The organism is Veillonella sp. CHU594, assembly GCF_003992265.1.
Taxonomy (GTDB): domain Bacteria; phylum Bacillota; class Negativicutes; order Veillonellales; family Veillonellaceae; genus F0422.
Map to the genome: position 1 here is coordinate 35,510 of NZ_RQVB01000005.1, position 19,753 is coordinate 55,262.

21 protein-coding genes are annotated in these 19,753 nt (G+C 38.6%); 3 read left to right on the top strand and 18 right to left on the bottom strand.

Annotated features, from left to right (window positions below; translation table 11 throughout):
• Positions 1-7: 7 nt before the first annotated feature.
• The 5 genes from EO111_RS04225 to nth all read right to left on the bottom strand — a co-directional run bounded on the left by EO111_RS04225 (position 8) and on the right by nth (position 3,687).
• Entirely contained in the window at positions 8-898 is an 891-nt protein-coding gene (locus EO111_RS04225; protein ID WP_127010823.1) for a DUF1385 domain-containing protein, read from the bottom strand.
• A 72-nt stretch (positions 899-970) separates the two neighbouring features.
• The gene (gene rpmE / locus EO111_RS04230) at positions 971-1,168 is read right to left on the bottom strand and encodes a 50S ribosomal protein L31 (protein ID WP_009354094.1); all 198 of its coding nucleotides are present in this window, start codon (positions 1,166-1,168) and stop codon (positions 971-973) included.
• An 86-nt stretch (positions 1,169-1,254) separates the two neighbouring features.
• A complete protein-coding gene (locus tag EO111_RS04235; RefSeq protein ID WP_009354108.1) occupies positions 1,255-1,545 on the bottom strand; it encodes a YdbC family protein in 291 nt (96 codons plus the stop codon).
• Between the two features lie 2 nt (positions 1,546-1,547).
• On the bottom strand, positions 1,548-3,050 hold the full coding sequence (locus EO111_RS04240; RefSeq protein WP_127010824.1) for a hypothetical protein: 1,503 nt from the start codon (positions 3,048-3,050) through the stop codon (positions 1,548-1,550).
• Position 3,051: 1 nt separating this feature from the next.
• Positions 3,052-3,687: an endonuclease III gene (gene nth / locus EO111_RS04245; protein WP_127010825.1), complete on the bottom strand. Its 636-nt coding sequence runs from the start codon at positions 3,685-3,687 to the stop codon at positions 3,052-3,054.
• A 152-nt stretch (positions 3,688-3,839) separates the two neighbouring features.
• On the opposite strand from nth, the gene EO111_RS04250 reads away from it, so the two are divergent.
• A complete protein-coding gene (locus EO111_RS04250) occupies positions 3,840-4,106 on the top strand; it encodes a DUF896 domain-containing protein (protein ID WP_240629355.1) in 267 nt (88 codons plus the stop codon).
• Position 4,107: 1 nt separating this feature from the next.
• Positions 4,108-5,436 carry a threonine/serine exporter ThrE family protein gene (locus tag EO111_RS04255; RefSeq protein WP_127010826.1) on the top strand — a complete coding sequence of 443 codons (1,329 nt, stop codon included), beginning with the start codon at positions 4,108-4,110 and terminating at the stop codon, positions 5,434-5,436.
• A gap of 42 nt (positions 5,437-5,478) precedes the next feature.
• On the opposite strand, the gene trxA is transcribed toward EO111_RS04255, so the two are convergent.
• The 8 genes from trxA to polA form a co-directional block, all read right to left on the bottom strand.
• A complete protein-coding gene (gene trxA / locus EO111_RS04260) occupies positions 5,479-5,802 on the bottom strand; it encodes a thioredoxin (protein ID WP_009354160.1) in 324 nt (107 codons plus the stop codon).
• Positions 5,803-5,814: 12 nt separating this feature from the next.
• Positions 5,815-6,186 carry a CoA-binding protein gene (locus EO111_RS04265; protein ID WP_009354162.1) on the bottom strand — a complete coding sequence of 124 codons (372 nt, stop codon included), beginning with the start codon at positions 6,184-6,186 and terminating at the stop codon, positions 5,815-5,817.
• A 24-nt stretch (positions 6,187-6,210) separates the two neighbouring features.
• A complete protein-coding gene (gluQRS, locus tag EO111_RS04270; protein WP_127010827.1) occupies positions 6,211-7,137 on the bottom strand; it encodes a tRNA glutamyl-Q(34) synthetase GluQRS in 927 nt (308 codons plus the stop codon).
• 9 nt (positions 7,138-7,146) lie between these two features.
• Positions 7,147-9,159, bottom strand: a complete 2,013-nt coding sequence (locus EO111_RS04275; protein ID WP_127010828.1) for an ABC-F family ATP-binding cassette domain-containing protein — start codon at positions 9,157-9,159, stop codon at positions 7,147-7,149.
• 100 nt (positions 9,160-9,259) lie between these two features.
• Positions 9,260-9,904, bottom strand: coding sequence for a hypothetical protein (locus EO111_RS04280; protein WP_127010829.1), 645 nt, complete (start codon positions 9,902-9,904; stop codon positions 9,260-9,262).
• An 11-nt stretch (positions 9,905-9,915) separates the two neighbouring features.
• Positions 9,916-10,479 (bottom strand): lytic transglycosylase domain-containing protein, encoded by a 564-nt coding sequence (locus tag EO111_RS04285; RefSeq protein ID WP_127010830.1) that lies wholly within the window; start codon positions 10,477-10,479, stop codon positions 9,916-9,918.
• A complete protein-coding gene (gene coaE / locus EO111_RS04290; protein WP_062402501.1) occupies positions 10,476-11,090 on the bottom strand; it encodes a dephospho-CoA kinase in 615 nt (204 codons plus the stop codon). Before coaE ends, EO111_RS04285 begins: the two co-directional genes overlap by 4 nt.
• A gap of 79 nt (positions 11,091-11,169) precedes the next feature.
• Complete coding sequence (gene polA, locus EO111_RS04295) at positions 11,170-13,785, bottom strand: DNA polymerase I (protein WP_127010831.1); 2,616 nt, start codon at positions 13,783-13,785, stop codon at positions 11,170-11,172.
• A gap of 210 nt (positions 13,786-13,995) precedes the next feature.
• Between polA and rpsT the strand changes: the two genes are divergently transcribed.
• Positions 13,996-14,256 carry a 30S ribosomal protein S20 gene (gene rpsT, locus EO111_RS04300; RefSeq protein WP_009354152.1) on the top strand — a complete coding sequence of 87 codons (261 nt, stop codon included), beginning with the start codon at positions 13,996-13,998 and terminating at the stop codon, positions 14,254-14,256.
• A gap of 178 nt (positions 14,257-14,434) precedes the next feature.
• Here rpsT and EO111_RS04305 read toward each other — a convergent pair whose 3' ends face one another.
• The 5 genes from EO111_RS04305 to gltX all read right to left on the bottom strand — a co-directional run bounded on the left by EO111_RS04305 (position 14,435) and on the right by gltX (position 19,752).
• On the bottom strand, positions 14,435-14,971 hold the full coding sequence (locus EO111_RS04305; RefSeq protein ID WP_009354153.1) for an NYN domain-containing protein: 537 nt from the start codon (positions 14,969-14,971) through the stop codon (positions 14,435-14,437).
• 10 nt (positions 14,972-14,981) lie between these two features.
• Positions 14,982-15,701, bottom strand: coding sequence for a 23S rRNA (guanosine(2251)-2'-O)-methyltransferase RlmB (rlmB, locus tag EO111_RS04310; protein WP_127010832.1), 720 nt, complete (start codon positions 15,699-15,701; stop codon positions 14,982-14,984).
• Positions 15,702-16,391: 690 nt separating this feature from the next.
• Positions 16,392-16,850, bottom strand: a complete 459-nt coding sequence (locus EO111_RS04315; RefSeq protein WP_164727605.1) for a Mini-ribonuclease 3 — start codon at positions 16,848-16,850, stop codon at positions 16,392-16,394.
• The gene (gene cysS / locus EO111_RS04320; protein ID WP_126941021.1) at positions 16,840-18,288 is read right to left on the bottom strand and encodes a cysteine--tRNA ligase; all 1,449 of its coding nucleotides are present in this window, start codon (positions 18,286-18,288) and stop codon (positions 16,840-16,842) included. Before cysS ends, EO111_RS04315 begins: the two co-directional genes overlap by 11 nt.
• A gap of 24 nt (positions 18,289-18,312) precedes the next feature.
• Positions 18,313-19,752 carry a glutamate--tRNA ligase gene (gltX, locus tag EO111_RS04325; RefSeq protein WP_127010833.1) on the bottom strand — a complete coding sequence of 480 codons (1,440 nt, stop codon included), beginning with the start codon at positions 19,750-19,752 and terminating at the stop codon, positions 18,313-18,315.
• Between the last annotated feature and the right edge of the window lies 1 nt (position 19,753).

Consider the following 19,753-nt stretch of genomic DNA (forward strand, 5'->3'; position numbering starts at 1 on the left):
CTCCTTTCTAATCTTCTTCGTAAGCATCTTCTTCACTAGGTCGCACAGATTGTAAGGCACGAATAGCCACTTCAATTTGGTCATCCTCTGGCTCTCTCGTAGTCATATATTGTAGGGCCAAACCAGGAGCAATGATGGCTTTCATGAGTGGATGCTGTGTCCGTCCAGCTAGGCGAATCAATTCATAGGAAATTCCAGCCACCACTGGCATCAAGGCTAATCTAGATACTATACGTTCCACTAAATTAGGCCAACCTAGAAATGCGAATACAATAATACTCACTACCATGACGAATAATAAGAAATTAGTACCGCACCGTGCATGTAATCTAGAATGATTTCGCACATTTTCCACGGTTAATTCCATATCATTTTCATAGGTGTGTATCGTTTTATGCTCTGCCCCATGATACTGAAAGACACGCTTAATATCTGGAGTGAGTCCAATAGCAAAAATATATAATAAAAAAAGGATTAAACGAATAATTCCTTCATATAAATTCAATATCATATGATCTGTGCCTGCACCTGGCATAAATTTTGCCAACCATGTCGGTAAGGCGATAAATAATGCTGCTGCAATGAGTACAGATACAGCCATAGTGATGGCAATTTCTTTGTTGGATACCTCTTCCTCTTCTTCTCCAGAGGCCTGTGCCGAAAAGGATAAGGCTTTCATACCAATCACTAAGGATTCAAACAAAGCTACTACTCCACGCAAAAATGGCAACTTTAATACGGGATACTTGTCTTGGATAGATTTCGTAGGTTCTTCTTTAACCGTGATGGTTCCATCTGGTTTTCGACAAGCTGTGGCCATAATCTTAGGACCACGCATCATAACCCCCTCAATGACGGCTTGTCCACCTACATATTTTTTTACTCGCTGTTGAGTCATAGGGTCTCCTGTAAAACAAATATAGGCAGAGCCTTAGCTCTGCCAATTAATTTGTATAGGTTATTTACGTAATTATTTGCCGTAACGTTTGTTAAATTGTTCGATACGACCGCGAGCTTTAGCCGCACGTTGTTGGCCTGTGAAGAATGGATGGCAGTTGGAGCAAACGTCCACGCGAAGATCACCTTTAACAGAACCAGTTTTGAATGTGTTTCCACAACCGCAAGTTACAGTTGCTTCCGCATAATTAGGATGAATTCCTTCTTTCATGTATATACACCTCTTTTCAACGTCTAAACTTTTCCTATAGATTATATCACGAATGCTATACTCTATGCAATACTAGGGACTATGACTTATTCAGATTTTTCTGCTTCTAATTTTTTAGCCTCTGCTCGTTCTTGTTTTGCTTCTTCTAAAGCTTCTTCTAAATCTACAGAGTTTAAGATTTCTTTTAGTTCTAAAATTTCTTCTAATGTTAAGGTTACACCTTTTGTCATTTGTGAGTAATCTTCATCCCAAGCGCGGATATCGAATTTAGGATTGTAACGTCCCCAGCTTGTGCATGTTAATTGCTTTTTCATGCCATCTTTATTTTCTGAAAGTGTACCTAGTACTTTATAAATTGAATAGTTCACAACTGCCATGATTAGTTCTCCTCTACTTCTGTATTCGTTTCTGTTGGCACTGGTACAACCTCACTAGCTAGTGTGGCTAATGCATTGGCCCAGTTTGTTTCAGCTTGCGCTTTTTCTGTTTCATATTGTTCTAATGAAGTGGTAAAGCTTGTCGTAAATGTAGCCAAGGCCTCTTCTTTTACTACTTGACGACGGCAACTACCCATTAATTGTAATAATGCAGGTGTGGTAGTTACCATGGACGCTAAGGTGCGTACTACTTGTTTTCCTTCTTCGCTATTGAAATACGTATACCATAAGAATGGTGCACTTGGATGGTTAAAATACCAACGATATTCAACTGTATCATCTTGTAAAACAGATTGTTCCATCGCATTTTGTACGCATTCATCCTCTGGGGATGCTCCTAAGGGAATACCATCCTTTTGTTCCAATGTAACAGACACATCGATGCCTTTCATAGATACTTGTAAATAATATCCTTCTAAAGCTTCAAACATGCGTTGCATGTAGGTTGGAATGCGATAATCCCCGTGCATATATCCATCTTCACCCATGGTTGGATGTTTTGGATTCATACTTACTTGTACACCATATAATGAAAGTCCATAGTGAGCCAAACTAAATGTTTCCATAGATGCCAAAACTTCGTGAGGCAATGGAATGAAGTTGGTTTGCTTATACCCATCTTCAACGATTTCACAAATGGACAAATCTACTTTTTTCACGGGTCCTAAGCCATAGCGGAATTCATAGGTTTGCAATGGGGCCCATTCTCGAACGACTTCTAAATGATTTTGAAGAATCATGAACTGTAAGGTTACTCGATTCATATTCAATTGATCTTGTACGGCAGACACTGGAATGAAGTAACGTACAGTGCCTTTTTCGCTTACATTATTCACACGAGCCGCCATTTCTTCCATCGTCGTTACTGGTGCTGTGAACATGCCAGATGTAGCTGCTACAATGTGGTCAAAGATGACATCTTCTGGCCATTCATTGATAACAGGCGCTAGTGGGTATAAACTGCGGAATAAATCATAGCAACTTTCAGAAGCTGTATAGAAGAGCAAACGATCTGTGGGAAGTGTTTGCATGATTTCTTCTGCGATAGCTGCGTATTCCTCAAAATAGGCAAAGAGAATGATTCCCTCTGTATTCTTATGGAAGTCGATAACTTCTTGCATCGGTACAGACCACTGGCGACCGGCAGACACTCCTTCATAATAGCCAGTAGCACTGATGAAGTCCATCAATTCTACACTAAAGGAAATGCCGTAAATTTCCTTAAACCCTGCTTCATCATAGGGCAAGGGGCCAAACATATCTACTGTAGATGTTTGAGCAAGCTCAAATAATTCTTTCGGTGTAATGCCCCACTCACTGACTTCACCACTTTGGGAAATGATTTGATCTAATACTCTAAATCTTGCTATTTCTTGTACGATAGCTGGTCCTGTAATACCTACTTTTGTAAAAGTCTCAATGAGACGTCTCATTTGTTCTGTCATATTATACCTTCCCCGCCGATTGGCATACATCATATAAAGGGCATTCGTCACATAATGGTTTTCGTGCTTTGCAAATCTTTCGGCCATGCCAGATCAGCCAATGATGTGCGGCACTCCAGTGTTCCATAGGAATTGCTTTTTTCAGTTTCTTTTCTACTTCGTCTGGTGTTTTACCCTTGGCTAAACCTAACCGATTGGACACTCGGAACACATGAGTATCTACAGCAATGGCTGGTGTATCAAATAGAATGGACACTAATACATTAGCAGTCTTACGCCCTACCCCTGGCAATGTGACTAAGGTATCAAAATCTCGGGGCACTTCACTATTATATTGTTCCACTAAAATTTTGCATGTTTCATGAATATGTTTAGCTTTAGAACGATATAACCCGCAATCTTTAATGAGCGCCTCTAATCCAAGTATACCTAATTCATACATGTCTTTAGGATCGCTATATTTCGGAAAGAGTCGTTTTGTTACAATGTTGACTCGTTCGTCAGTACATTGTGCAGATAATGCAACTGCTACTAGTAATTCAAAAGGCGTAGTAAATTCTAGTGCCGGTTTTGCATCATGGTAGACTTCTCCCAATATTCGTATTTGCTCTGCCTTGATGGCTTTTGTGATTCGCATCGGAGTCTTCTCCTCTAAGATGAAAAAACTATATAAATTGTGTTATAATATAAATCTACAATGAATATCATCAGTTAGATACTTTCATCTAACACTTATATATAGTGTATCATACCATAAAGAAAGTCTAGTAACAAATAAGGAGATTATCTATGACAGAACAAGAAAAAAAAGAAATGACCATGGAAGAAGCATTAACACGCATTAATGCATTGGCAGCGAAAAAAAAATCTGGTCAAAGCTTAACAGAAGAAGAGTTAGCAGAAAAAAAAGATTTATATGAAGTGTATTTAGGTTTTATCCGTGCCCAAGTGGTACAACATTTGGAATCTATTGAGTTTGTAGATGCTGAACCTGAAGCAGATACTGTGGAAGTGGATGTAGATTTAGACACAAAACACTTACGGAAGAAGCATTAATATGTCTCAATACACAGAAAAGGATTTGCGCATTTTAGAAGAACCCTTTGTGGAAATCAGAAAAAAGGTAAAAATTCTACTTCGTATGGGCTGTTTATTATCTGAAAATGGAGCCAATGCGAACCAAATTGTTCGAGATATGCATCGCGCAGCCGCATATATGGGAATTCCAGCAGATCATCTTCATATCCATATTGCCTACTCTAATATTTTGATTAATATTCATAGTCCAGAAGATTGCTTTACATCCTTTAGAAATGTCCAATATTTAGGAGCTAATATGGATATTATTTCCTCCATTAGTGTCTTAACTTGGACTGCATTACGTAATGAGTATACTCTTGATGAATTTTCCCAAAAACTCGAAGAGATTGCTAAAAAAGATCCTCCCCATTCGGACGCCACATCTGCCATCTTTGCAGGATTTGCCTGTGGTGCTTTTCCTATCTTATTTGGGGGTACTATTATCTCTGCATGGATTACAACATTCTGCGCTCTCCTTGGATTTATTATACAATTGATATTAAAACGTTTTCAAATTAATGGCTATATCAGTATCGCCTGTGCTGCTGCGGTATCTTCTGGATTAGCCTTTCTATCCGGATGTATTTTTGACTCTGCAGATGTGATCTATGCTATGATTGCTTGCACATTGTTTATGGTTCCTGGCATTCCTCTCATTAATACAGTCGATGATTTGCTAAACAACTACATTTTGGCAGGAATATCTCGAGCTGTACATACGTTACTCATTGTGGGTAGTATGACTGTAGGGATTAGCATGGCTCAATACTTCAATCATTCTTATGATTTCACCCATTTAAGTATTGTTCCAGACAGCATTTCCATTGTTTTACTAGGTGCTGCCGTTGTGGGTGCTGCGGGCTATGCTGTCATGTTTTATACTCCAAAGCGTCTACTCCCACTCATAGGTATTGGTGGCCTCATTGCTATTTTAGTAAAAAATACGCTCATATTATACTTAGGATTTTCTGTGTTTGGCGCTACTTTTATCGCTGCTGCTATGGTTAGTTTATTTTCTCTGAAAGCAGCTCGTTATTCCCATACATCCTCTAAAGTATTAGCGATTCCATCAGTGATTCCCCTTGTACCTGGCGTATTTATCTATCGATTTTTATATGCCATGTTACATATTAATTCTCTCACATCTGCAACCTTAGTCGAAGCCATTCAAAGTGGAGTCACTGCCATCCTAATCATCATATCCATTGGTGTCGGTGTAGCCATTCCTTCGATTTTAGCTGGTAAAATTTTAGATGCTAGAAAAGAGAAAAAACTAGAAAGTTTATTAGATAAACGGTACACATAAGAAAAGGACTGATATCTCAAAGATATCAGTCCTTTCTGTATATTATAGATGAGCTTCTACAGCTGCTTTTAATTCTTCTAATGGAATGAAACCGATTTTGCGATCTACGATTTCACCATTTTTGAAGATAGCAAATGTAGGAAGAATTTCAATTTTGAAGAATTGTGCCAATTCAGGTTGTTCGTCAGTGTTTACTTTTGTTAATGTCACTTTGTCGCCTAAGGCAGCTGCCAATTCATCATATACTGGCATCATGCGAACACAGTATCCACACCATGGTGCCCAGAAATCTACAACAGTTACTTTATCATTTGTTGCTACTACTTCTTTAAAATTTGCAGATGTTACATCAATAATTGCGCTCATGTTAGCCTCCTATTAAATTTGAATCAATACACAATCTTGAATCACTTCAAGACCTAATTCAGTTGCCTTTTTCACTACTGCCGGTTTATCCGCACCTGGTTGTAGCCAAACGGTCTTAATCCCTAATTCTTTACAACTATCTAGAGCTTCTAAACCAACTTTTTCTGGCACAACAAAGTCCACTACAGTAGGTACTACTGGCAACTCATGCAAGCTTGGATAGCATTGTACGCCATCGATAGATGTAATATTAGGATTCACTGGATACACTGTATATCCTTTATTGACAAGATGTTTGAAAATCTTATATCCGAACTTATCGGTTCTTGTTGTGGCACCTAAAACGGCCCACGTTTTTTCTTGGATCGCTGTTTCCATTGACATACGTATCTCCTCGTTACTGTACTATCATACCATAATATCGAAATTTGTCAATTTAATTATATCTTGTTTTAATAGTTTCTTTGGAATTGTAATCTCCAATAGTTCTGAAAGCCCTATGTGACCGCTAAGAGGTAAGTCCCCCTTTGTGAGTAATCCTGTTTCTAATGCAAACCATGCCCACAGTATCTCTGGTGTAGCCCCTTGGTTCTGCAGATCACGTATGGTTATACTTTGTTGCCGTTTAGACAGACGATACCCTTCTGCATCCACTAGCATAGGGGCATGACCATATTGCAAAGTAGAAAAGCCCAAGGCTTGGGCCAGCGCAATTTGATGACCCGTCACAGGCAGTAAATCATTACCACGAACTACTTCTGTGACACCCATTTCATAATCATCAATCACCACCGCCAAATGATAGGCAATCATTCCATCCCATCGCTTTAACACGATATCATCACTACAAGATTGGATTTCATAATCTACCACACCTCGATATATGTCCTGAAAGGATCCTTTTATATCCTCCATATGAAATCGCCAAGAAGGAGGTCTTTCACCTATAGTCGGCTCATGGGTTAAACAATATCCATCGTACACATGATGGGCTTCACCTTGATGAGGAGCGCTACTGATTTCCTGTAAGCGCGCTCGATTACAATAACATGGATATAACCGTTTTTGGCTACGTAATTCTTGTAAATATCTCTCGTATATATCCAAACGTTCAGATTGATACGTAGGTGCTTCGTCCCAAGTAAAACCAAGCCAAGATAAATCTTCTAGTATATGATCTGCATAGATTGATTTAGACCGTTGTGTATCTACATCTTCTATGCGCACTATATATTCACCATCTTGATGCCGTGCAGACCAATAGGACAAAAATGCTACCCACAAATTACCTACATGTATATGGCCTGTAGGACTGGGTGCAAAACGACCTTTCATAGAAACCTCCTAGGCCTCTTCGCTAAGGTGTTCCCACCTCTCATAAAGAACCTCTAACTGTGATGTTGTATTGGCTAACTCTTGAGATAATCGTTCATATTCTGATATATCTCCTTGGATAGATGGGTCCTGTAGCTGTACCGTATACATTTTAACAGTCGCCTCATACCGTGCAATATCTGACTCTACTTTGGCTAATTCCTTTTCTAGCATGAAAAAATTCGTTTTCTTTTTAGGGGCTGTCACTGCTTCTGAATAGCTAGTATCTTGTTTTTCTGTTATAGTAGCCTCTGATGTACCTTTATGTATCTCACCATTAGAATCAGTACTCACTGCTCTATCTTTAGCATTATCGGATTTTCCTGCTGTATTGTTGGACATATTGTTGTGTTTCGTCTGCTCCGCTTCTAATCGTTGAGCTGCTAACACTGATCGTTCCAACATTTTTTCTTTATAATACGAATAATTACCATGGAACTCTTCAATGCCACCATTATCTAAGACCACAATGCGTTTTGCCACAGCATCCAACAAATATCTGTCATGAGAAATAATGAGCAATGTGCCCTCAAATTGTTGTAAGGCTTGCTCCACTGTTTCTCGTGTAGGGATGTCTAAATGATTTGTCGGTTCGTCAAGGATTAAGAAGTTACGGCCTTCTAAAAATAACTGTAATAAAGCTACCCTAGCACGTTCTCCACCTGATAAATCTCCTATTAACTTGAATACATCATCACCTCTAAATTGAAAGGCACCTAATACGCTACGAGCAGATTCTTCTGACATATCATAAGGAGCCATGATCTCTTGTAACACAGACCAACTAGGGTGTAATTCTTCATGTTCTTGCGAGAAATATCCTGTCTGTACACGATTTCCAGTGGTAATCGATCCATCCAGTGTATTAAGTTCCCCCATAATTGTTTTTACAAAAGTCGATTTTCCAGCTCCATTCGCACCAATTAAGCCTACCACATCTCCTCGACGTAAGGTCGTTGTAATATGTGTAGCCACTGGATGTTCTATATCATATCCAATGGACACATCTTCCACCATCAACACTCTGTCTGCACTCATTTCTGCCTTAGGAAAGGTAAAAGCAAACTCTCTATCTTGGTCTAGTGCCTCTAATCTTTCTAGTCTATCTAACTGTGATTGACGACCACGAGCCATTTTAGATTTTATGCCTGCTCGATATTTGTCAATATATTCTTCCGTTTTACGAATGTGTTCCTGTTGCTTTTCATACGCACGTTGATACGCCACTCGTTGCTGCTCTCGTTGTTTCAAGAACTGGCTATAATTACCTTTATAGGTATGCACTTTATGATGAGATAATTCTACCACTTCTGTCGCCACTTGATCTAAGAAATATCGGTCATGGCTGATGATGACAATGCCACCTTTGTAGGATTTTAAATATCCCTCTAACCACTCTAACATTGGCATATCTAGATGGTTAGTAGGCTCATCAAGAAATAAAAAATCAGGACGACGCACCAAGGCTTTCGCCAAGTTAATACGCGTTTTTTGTCCTCCAGAAAATTCACTGGCTTTCTTCTTTAAATCTTCGTCACTAAATCCTAACCCATAAGCAATACGTTGGCTTTGTTTTTCATAATCATACCCACCAAGCCATTCTAATCGCTCTTGTAAATAGGATAAACGACGCAAGTCCTGTTCTGTGGCATCTCGATTTTCTAATTCTGTCGTTAACGCTTGTAACTGGGATTCTAAGTGCTGTACATCAGCCCAAGCCGTTTGAATTTCTTCTTCTAAACTAGCATCACCTAAATTTACATCTTGTTGCAAATAGCCTATAGTGATACTACTGTCTTTCACAATGATCCCCGCATCATGTTCTTCTATGCCTAGTATGCATTTCATCAACGTCGATTTACCTGCCCCATTCGGGCCAACTAAAGCAAGACGCTCTCCTTGTCGTATGGTAAAAGATACATTAGAAAAGATTTCTCGTACCCCAAAGGATTTTCCTAGTTTTTCTATTCGGATCTGTTCCAAAATACTTCCCCTATCCTATTTCTGTTCCCTATACAAAAGTATTACCATTACATAGTATCTAAAAAATATACCATTTATATTAGTAAATAATATAGGTAGTTTATAAACTAAGTAATACTTCTTGTAAATGATTCATCAAAGCTTGCTCAAATTTATCTATCGTAGTTGCGTCCAAGTCATGTGTAATTCCTGGATAGCCTTGTTGTCTAGTTTCACCAAAAAATTCATCGCGGAATGTATTATAAAATAAGACCACTCCTGTTTCCTCATTATCTTTGATATAGGTGCCAATAATATAGGAACCATTAATCATATCTAATGCAGTATGAGGTGTCACATCTAAATGATATTCTGCGATTGTTTGTGGCAATGCCTCTGTATATTTCCACTGATGTATACCTTTTTTCTTGTATTCGTACACAAATCCTTCTTGGGGCGCCATAAATCGTGTCATCATAGATGCTTTATAGTTGGCCTTTAGGTTCTCCATAAATGGGGTTAAAGACTCACGTATAAAAGCAATATCTACAAACTCTACTAAAGGTACTGTAATACGTACCATATAATCCCCTACTTCCGTATCATAGAGAACTGACCAACGCCAATTTCTATCATTTGTATAATAAAAGATACTATATACAGTAGATGATAAGGCTTTTTGTTCCACCACTAAGTGAAAGTCTCCAATAGTGGATTCTAACCATGATAAATCGAGGGTTTCACATTCTTTTATGATTGCATCCATGGACTCTTTCCTTATCGTAGTTGACTATATAATGCTTGATACTGTGATTCATTCGCTATCACGCGTTTCACGTAATCTTTTGTTTCTGGAAATGGTATTTTGTCTATATCATCAAAATTATCATCCCAGCCATAGGTCTGCATCCATTCCTCCACATGACCACGTCCTGCATTGTAGGCTGCTAAGGCTAAGATTTCGTTACCTTTAAATTCTTCTAATAAATATGATAAATACCAAGTCCCTAATTGTATATTCGTGTTCGGTTCCTTAATATCTTGGTCAGACAGGCTAGACTGATTTAATTGTTCTCCAATCCAGTGCGCTGTTTCTGGCATTAACTGCATCAATCCTATAGCCCCTGGTAAAGATTTTGCATTCGTATCAAATTTACTTTCCGTATAGATAACAGCCGCAACCATAGATGGTCTTACATGGTAAGTAGATGCATTTTTCATTACCGCGCTTTCATATACTAACGGATACGCATACTGTCTAGCTAAATAGGGTTGTCCATATTGCACATAATAGGCCGTAAGAACAACGATTAGCCAAGCAAATGCTGTGGATACCCTCATAGTTCCTCCTTCTGAAAGTGAATTTTCGCTGTTTTCCACAATTTACGTAATTGTTTTTCTAATTCTTTCATAGTCCCAGAATTATCGATGACCACAGTACTTAAATCACGTTTTTCATCTAAACTCATTTGACTACGAATTCGATCCAGTGCCTCCTGTTCAGAATAAGCGTTTCGTTTCATCAAACGCTCTAGTTGTGTCACAGGGTTTACGTACACAAGCCAAATCTCATCCATCTGTGTATGCCAATCTGTTTCAAACATCAATGGTATATCATAGATAATAGCCTGCTTTCCTTTTGCTTCCCATTCTTCTGTCAATTCTTGTATACGATGTCTAATATGGGGTTGCAATATAGAATTGATGGTCTCCAAGGCTTCTGGATCAGAAAATACAAGGCTACCAATATAGGCACGATGTAACGTACCATCTTCTAGCACTGTATTAGGTCCAAAGGCCTCTACCAATTCCTGTAAACCTGGTGTCCCCGGCTCTACTACTTCTCTAGCCACTACATCTGCATCAATATAGGGAATACCTTTTTTTTGTAACCATCGTAACACTGTACTTTTACCAGAGGCAATACCTCCTGTGAGTCCGATTTTATACATATTTACCCCCACATTTGATTCTAGTCATACTCAACTATTATTATACACAAATACATTGTATAGAAATTCTATAAACCTACTATTTTACATCTGCCCAGTTCTGTGCACTGTGCACATCTACCTGCAATGGCACTCGTAATGTCACTACTTGTTCCATACAATTACGCAACAGAGTTTCTACTTGCTCTTGTTCCGATTCTACTACTTCTAGCACTAGTTCATCATGTACCTGTAATAAAATACGAGATTGCAAGCCTTGCTCTTCTAGCACTTGTTCTACTTGGTTCATGGCTAACTTAATAATGTCTGCCGCTGTCCCTTGAATTGGCGTATTCATAGCTGTGCGCTCCGCAAAGGATCGACGGTTAAAGTTACGGCTATTAATATCAGGCAATGGGCGCACACGGCCAAACATAGTGCGTACAGATCCAGTTTCATGGGCTTCTTGCACCATGCGGTCCATGTACCCTTTAATTTGTGGATAACGACTGAAATATAACTCAATATATTCTTTTGCTTCTGCTCTCGTAATACCTAAGTCACGCGACAAACCAAAGTCACTAATACCATAAATAATACCGAAGTTGATCGCCTTTGCATGGGAACGCTCCAGTGGCGTTACTTCTTCTAAGGATTTACCTAATACTTCTGCTGCTGTAAAACGGTGAATATCTTCACCATTTTGAAACGCTTGAATTAAGGCAGGATCTTCTGACAAGTGCGCCAAAATACGTAATTCTATCTGAGAATAATCGGCACTGACGAACATATCATATCCATCATGAGGTTTAAATAGAGCTCGAATTTCTCGGCCTTTTTCACTGCGTACAGGAATGTTTTGCAAATTTGGATCAGAACTACTTAAACGACCAGTAGCTGTTACCATTTGATTAAAAGAAGTATGAATCCGGTTAGTATGAGGATTCACAAGTCCTTCAAACCCTTCTAAGTAGGTAGATACCAATTTTACCACTGAACGATAGGCCAAAATTTGTTCTACAATTTCATGATCATTTCTGAGCATATCTAGGACTTCAGCATCCGTAGAATAACCAGTTTTTGTTTTCTTAATCACTGGCAATTGTAATTTTTCAAACAAGATAACACCCAATTGTTTTGGCGAATTAATGTTGAAAGTTTCTCCAGCCAATGTAAATATCTTTTCTTGTAGTTCACTAACCTCTACTTTGAAGCGTTCCAATGTAGTGTGTAATTGGTCTACATCCATGTAAATACCATTTTTTTCTAGTACACATAGAGTACGTAATAATGGCAATTCAATATCTCGATATAAGTCCCACACACCTGCTACTTCCATCTCTTCCGTAGCTTTCTCGTGCATATGGTATAAAGCTTGTGCTTGTAGAGCCCACTCTGTTTCATTTTCCGTAGCAGGAATGGAAGGTTGTCCAAAACGTTCGCATAAATAGGTCATACCATAGTTTGCTCGTGTAGGATCAAGTAAATACGCCATTAATGTAAGATCTTTGATATGAACAGTTTCTTCTTTCAAAATTGAAATACGACCTGTTGTTTCAGTACCTAATACTTCAAATAACAATTTTGCATTATCTGTAACCAGTTCCTTAGCCCCTTGGAAGACTGTTTCTAAATGCCCTACATCTACAAATCCATTCACAACTAATTGGGTATCCCCATTATATAGATATAGGGCTTCTATCGTCCTAAATGGATGTGTTCCCGCTTCTTTCAAGACAAGGCTAATCACTTTATCTTCGTAAAATTCTCGTGGTACTTCTGTGACATGAGTTAATTCAATTTCTTCTGCTGGTGGAGCTAAGAATTGATCGAATAAAGTCCCTTCTTCTGCCACACCCATAGCCTTTAGTAATCTTGGTGTTACTGCGTGAAAACCTAACTTTTCAAATAAAGGTGTCACTTCACCACGATGTACAGCAGGAACAAATTGCTCTAGTTCATAAGGCATATCCATATCTGTTTTGATGGTAGCTAGTTGATGCGAAATGAACGCTAAGTCTTTGTTGTCTACTAAGCGTTCTTTCAGTTTTCCCTTTTGTTCCTCAATATGCTCATATACACCTTCTAAAGTACCATATTGATTTAATAGTTTAAGGGCTGTTTTTTCACCAACGCCAGGTACACCTGGAATATTATCTGAAGAATCTCCCATAAGAGATTTCATTTCAATAACCATTTGAGGCCCATACCCATACAGTTCTTCCATATTAGCCATAGTCACATGAAGCATATCAGTGATGCCCTTTTTCGTTAAAAACACACTGGTATACTCATCGACTAGTTGTAGGTTGTCTCTATCACCAGTAATGATATGAACAGCAAGGTCTGATGAGCCCCATTTTTTGCTCAACGAGCCAATGATATCGTCGCCTTCAAATCCTTCTTCTTCAATGACAATGATACCTAAGGATTCTAAGACTTCACGGATCAAGCTAAATTGTGGACGCAATTCATCTGGTGCACTTTGACGAGTTCCTTTATAGTCTTCGTAAATATCCATACGGAATGTTTCTTTACCTTTATCAAAGGCAACTGCAATGTAATCGGGATTGATTTCTTCATACAGTTTTGTAAGCATTGTTAAGAATCCATACACAGCATTGGTAGGAACTCCTAGAGCATTTTGCAGTGGTGGAAGTGCAAAAAATGCACGATATAATAAACTACTGCCATCTATAACCATTAATTTTTTCATATAAGCATCTCCTATTAATAGATTTATGTATTCTTAATTATATCATATTTCCTGCTCTCATGAGTGATGAAAATAGAGGTTATTTCTGTGTAAAGCCTTGCTATATAAGCCAATATTCCTTAGAGTAAATATAAAAATAGTTGCAAAACTGTACGCCCTATGATATACTACTTTAGTAATAATACAGTAAATCACAAGGAGGTGACTCAATTGCCAAATATTAAATCCAGTATTAGAAGCGTAAAAACGGATGCTGAACGTCGTGCGAAAAACTCTGCTGTAAAATCTCAAATTCGTACAGCTACTCGTAAGACTGTAGAAGCTGCTCAAGCAGGCGCTGTAGAAGAAGCTAAAAAAGCACTAGTTCATGCTACAAGCGTAATTGATAAAGCAGCCTCCAAAGGCGTTCTTCATAAAAATACTGCAGCTCGCAAAAAATCCAATTTAGCAGCTAAAGTAAATGCTCTATAATGAACTCTAAAAGAGGGTTAACAAGGAGAAATACCATTTCTCTTAGTTAACCCTCTTTTTTATATATCACCTCAATATTCTAGATCCACCGTAAGATATTAGTATGTATGCATGTATCTACTGATTCTAGTATTCCTCTATAAAATTATCAAGGCAATTATAACAAAAGGAGCTACTTTCATAGCTCCCCTCGTCGCATTCGTTCAAGTTTTTCCGCCACATCCCCATCAATATGTGCACCTAATTCATTACGTTGTAATGTCATAGCATCACGTTGATGATAACCTGTATATCGTTTACGTTCTTCTTGTTTAGCTAAGTCAATTTGATGACGTAATTCACGTGCTGATATGCGTAATCCTCCAAATCCTAAAATTTGGCTTTGTTCTTCCCCATCACTTGTTACGACGTAGATTGTCTTATATTGACCCTTTTTACTAAATACTTCACGCTCAATATAAGCATCTGCCGTCTCATGAGTACCCGTAAAGACCTCAATAAAATCTGCAGATATACGCTGTTCATCTGCTGTAAAAGGTGCGTGCTTACCATCAAATACAAGAATAATTTTATATCCCTTATAGGTCCCATAATTGAGTAATCTATGACGTAATTCTAATCGGGCATGTTCTAAAGACTCCTTACTGAGTGATTTCAAGTCAGCCCAATCAAAAATAACATTATACCCATCTACAATTAAAATATCTTTTTTCATAGTATACCTATTATCGTTGACGTCTCGCTTCATATAAAAGAACCGCTGCTGCTACCGATGCATTTAATGAATTAATGGTTCCAAACATAGGAATTGTTACCAATACATCACACAATTCCTTTGTCAATCGACTTAGACCTTTTCCCTCATTACCAATGACCAATACAATAGGACCTGTCATATTGACATCATACATCACAGACCCATCCATATGAGCTCCCATCACCCAGAAGCCTTGACTTTTTAATTGCTCAATGGTCTGTGCTACATTGCCAATTTGTACCAATGGAATCGATTCTACAGCCCCTGCAGATGTTTTGCTAACGGTAGCATTAATAGGCGCATTATGACGTTTAGGAATCAATACAGCTGTAGCACCTACACATTCAGCCGTACGAATGATAGCACCCATATTATGAGGATCTTCCACCCCATCCGTTAAAATCAACAACGGATGCTCTTCCGTACATGCCAGTAATACATCTTGTAACTCTTGGAACTTCACCGCATTCACCAAGGCTACCACACCTTGATTCGGCACATCACTAGGATACTTCTGTAAATCTCGTTCCTTCACGCGACGAATTTCTACACCCTTAGACTTTGCCAAACCCAATATCTCTGAAAGAGAACCCCCTTGCTTACCTTCTACCACTAAAATACGATGAATCCCTCGATCTGACTTCAGCGCCTCACGCACAGCATTACGACCTACAATAAACGTATCCATGAAAACCTCAAACTTTCCAAAAAGCAAACCTAACAATACGCAGTAACATCTTACTAAACATATTGCGCTTCACATTACTAAGCATACTAACTAGAAATAGTGTCTATACATACATGTTAAACATATCAATATGAAAAGTACATATTTCATATCATCAAAATCAATACAAAAGCTTAGAAACCACTAAGCTATTAATCTATTATACCACTAAAACAAGACAACTCCCAACATAACACATGAGCGCCCCCCTGAAACGTTGTCACACCCACTAGTACAATGAAAAAAACATATTCTATGCCATGTCACGTTCATCTGTCGTTAATTCAGAAAACACAAGAAGAGCACGGTGTGCCCCCGAACAAACATCATGAAATGCCGTTTGAGAAGGGGTATACCGTGCTCTTCCCTTTTCACCTGAGCACCATCTGATGAAAGGTTGTCATCCTATATACTTTTAGAGAAATACGCCATAGACTTCCAAGAAGATATATTTGTATCTGCTATAAGAAGTCTGTAGCTTTTTGATGATTAGCTGAAGACCTAGAAGAGCACGGCGTGTTCCTGAAGAAACATCATGAAATGCCGTTTCTGAAGGAATATGCCGTGCTCTTCCATTCCACAGATTAAGAAAACGCCACAGACTTCAATACAAGTTAATTAATGAAAGCCTATGGCGTATTTATATTCATGCTACATATGTGACAACGTTTCAGCAAAAGCGAATTCCATGAGAGTAGTAAGCCTCTCTTCATCCCCCTTGCGATAGGTATACCCCAACAACGCCTCAAATGCTGTACTCATGCGGTATTCCTGTACACTGGCACTTTTCGGTACATGCACATTACTATTGCGAGCCCGTTTTGCCACTAATAACTCTTCCTCTGTCAGAGTTGGCTCTAATGCCTGTAATACTTTCGCCTGTGCTTTTGCATTGATAAATGACGTCACTACATCATGAAGTATTTGTGTTTTTGTAATGCCCGTTTCTACTACACGATTTCTGATAAATAAAGTATATACACCATCTCCAATATAAGCAAGCATAAGAGAGTCCTCTAAAGGACCCTCTCCATTTGCTTCTACTTTCACTGAAGATTTTAATTTATCAATCGCCATAGATCGTAGCTGTTTGTATCGATTAAAGTTCACGTTTTTTCCACCGTGCCCCTTGTGGGGAATCTTCGATGACAATTCCAATATTGGCCAATTCATCACGAATGGAGTCTGCAATGCCCCATTGTTTTTGATCACGAGCACATTGACGAATATTCAAGATGACTTCCATTAATTGATTATATTCTTCATTACTAGTTTCTTGACCTTTCCAGCCCTCTTCTAATAAACCTAGAATATCTAACATCATTTTAAAGATTTCTTTAACTTCACCAATAGTACTATGGCATACAGTGCCATCACAGCTTTGAACAGATTGGTAATAGATATTAATTTCTTTTGCCAAACCATAGATTGGTGCTGTTGCTAACGCTGTATTGAAATCATCGCTCATAGCTGCTTCAAACTCTTCTTTATAATTACGAGCATTTTTCAATAATTCTGCTGCTTCCAGTTCACACAATCCTTCTGGACGACTTTCTAAGTACAGTAAGTTGTCAATCACGGTTTGGAATCGTTCAATAGCCTTAGTCGCTTCATCTAAGCGTTCATCACTGAAGTCCAATGGACTACGATAATGTGTGCTCAACAAGAAGAAACGTAATGCATCTGCACTATATTGTTCTAAAATATCTTTCACCAAGAAGAAATTGTTCAAGGATTTACTCATTTTTTCTTGATTAATCGTAATGAAACCATTATGCACCCAATAACGTACAGCTGGATGGTGTTCAGAGCATCCTTCAGATTGGGCAATTTCATTTTCATGATGAGGGAAGATTAAGTCAGATCCACCGCCATGGAAGTCAAATTCTTCGCCCAAATATTTTTGACTCATAGCAGAACATTCAATGTGCCAACCTGGTCGGCCTTGCCCCCAAGGGCTTTCCCAGAATGGTTCTCCTGGTTTTGCCGCTTTCCATAAAGCAAAGTCCATTGGATTTTCCTTACGGTCATCTACATCTACACGAGCACCAGCTTCCATATCGTCTAAAGTACGACCAGATAGCTTACCATAATGCTCAAATTTCTCTACACGATAGTACACATCACCATCTACTGCATAGGCATAGCCATTGTCGATTAATGTAGTGATCATGGAAATAATTTCTTCCATATGCGTAGACACACGAGGATATACATCGGCACGACGCACATGTAATGCATCCATTACATCATAGTAGGCATCAATATAGCGATCAGAGATTACATTCCATGCTACTCCTTCACCATTAGACGTATTAATGATTTTATCATCCACATCTGTAAAGTTTTGTATATATGTTACTTTATAGCCTACATGGCTCAAATAACGACGAATGGTGTCCCAAGTTACAAAAGGACGTGCATTACCAATATGAGGATGATTATATGGTGTTACACCGCATACGTAGATGCTAACTTCCCCTTCTTTCACAGGTTGGAATACTGATTTTTCACGAGTCATCGTGTTGAAAACGGTCAGTTCTCTCATTAGAAATAGCCTCCTTGTATGCACTTAGCCTAGACGGCGAAGTACTTTTTCTTTGCCAAATAAGGTAATAATATAATTCAAATCAGGACCGTGCATTTGACCTGTGGTAGCAATGCGAATTGGCATAAATACAAATTTGCCTTTTAATCCTGTTTCTTTCATAATCGCTTTGATTGCTGCTTTGACAGCATCTGGGGTAATCTCATCCATAGCTTCAATTTTTTCTTTAAAAGCCCCAATTACTGTTGGATAGGATTCTTCTGCTTTCACAGCTGCAATCTCTTCTGCATGTTCTGCATCTTCTAGGATATCATCTTGGAAGAACATATTTACTTCATCTACGATTTGAGCACCATAACTAATATGGTCTTTCACGCAAGTACAAAGCATTGTGAGCCATGCTTGTTCCTCTGTAGACGGACTTTCACTAGCGTAGCCAGCTTTTACCAAATGAGGTAAACATAATTCATATAATGCATCTGGTGTCAATTGTTTCATATAATTGAAATTAATATAATTCAATTTATCAATATCAAAGACAGCTGGATTTTTTGCCACTCGATCCATAGAGAATTTTTGACACAACTCTTCCTTAGTGAATAGTTCTTCCTCACCTTCAGGAGCCCAGCCTAGTAAGGCTAAGAAGTTCACAATTGCTTCTGGTAAGTATCCCAACTCACGGTATTGTTCAACAGAGGTAGCACCATGTCGCTTACTCATTTTTTTGCCATCTTTGCCCATAATCAAGGAAATATGACCAAATGTTGGTACATCCCAGCCCAAAGCTTTATAGATCACGATTTGACGTGGTGTGTTAGATAAATGTTCTTCCGCACGGATAACATGAGAAATACCCATTGTGTGATCGTCTACCACAACGGCATAGTTATAGACAGGAATTCCATCGGATTTAACAATAACGAAATCTCCAATACCATTAGACTCAAAGGATACATGACCACGAACCATATCATCAAAAGCTACTGTTTCATGCAACGGAACACGTAAACGGATGGTTGGTTTACGTCCTTCTGCTTTGTAGGCAGCTTTTTGTTCTTCCGTTAAATGATGACAATGACCATTATATTTTGGAGTTTCACCACGACCTAATTGCTCTTCCCGAACGGAATCTAATTCTTCTTGGGAACAATAACATTCGTAAGCATGACCAGATTCTAACAATTGTTGTGTTACTTTTTCGTAAATATCTAAACGTTCTGTTTGGCGATATGGACCATGTTCGCCCCCTACGTCAACACCTTCATCCCAGTCCATACCAAGCCATTTAAGAGCAGCCTTAATGTTTTCTTCGCTTTCACGAGTAGAACGAGCTTGGTCAGTATCTTCCACGCGCAATAAGAATGTACCTTGCTCCTTGCGAGCTAATAAATAGTTAAATAATGCGGAACGAGCTCCACCAATATGAAATGGACCGGTTGGACTCGGTGCAAAACGAACTTTCATG